Raw genomic sequence first — 654 nt, forward strand, 5'->3', positions numbered from 1 at the left:
CCAGCGGTGTGGCCTGAAAAGAAATGGAATCGACCGAAAATATTTTGCCGCTTTTCATCCAGCCAGTGTTTACGTAATAGATAAATAATTGCCCCAATAGTTCTTCGGGCACATCGGCGATAGGTATTTTGAAAGTCACATCCGCGTGCGCGGAGATTTTTAACAAGCGCATGGCGCTGGTCAAATGACGAAATCGTTTCACCCATTCGGCCCGCTCTTCGTTGGCAAAGTCGGTTACTTTAGCCAGACGCTTACATTCAACCCAAAAGGTTTTTCCGTCACGGCTCACTTCAAAATCCGGCGTTTTTTCGGACAGTCGTTCTTTGAGGAATCGGACCAACCAACCATTACGAATGTATAAGATGGCGACTGCTAACTCAAAAAGTGTTGAATCTGGTTGATTTTTGCGCTGATTAAGCATTTCCTTCAGCCGGTCATCGATACCCGGTACGGCCTGGAGTTCGGTCATCTGCCGGCCGATGGCGGCAAAAAACGGATAGACCCGGGCGGATTGGAAGGGATCGTCGACAGCGGGTCGTTGCTCGATGGATTCCACCAGATACATATACCAGGCCATCCAGTCGTCATAATAAGCGATCGGATGATACAATTTTTGGGGCGGGGCTTTGTCGGTATCGATCGACCGGAAATAGT

Annotated in this window: 1 protein-coding gene; it reads right to left on the bottom strand. The window is 48.8% G+C overall.

The genetic code is table 11. The annotated features are described in order from the left end of the window. The coding region (locus ACNOHI_RS24995; protein WP_420477431.1) for a hypothetical protein at positions 1-654 on the bottom strand (654 nt) is incomplete at both ends.

The sequence above is a fragment of the Noviherbaspirillum sp. ST9 genome (assembly GCF_048799745.1).
Taxonomy (GTDB): domain Bacteria; phylum Pseudomonadota; class Gammaproteobacteria; order Burkholderiales; family Burkholderiaceae_D; genus Noviherbaspirillum.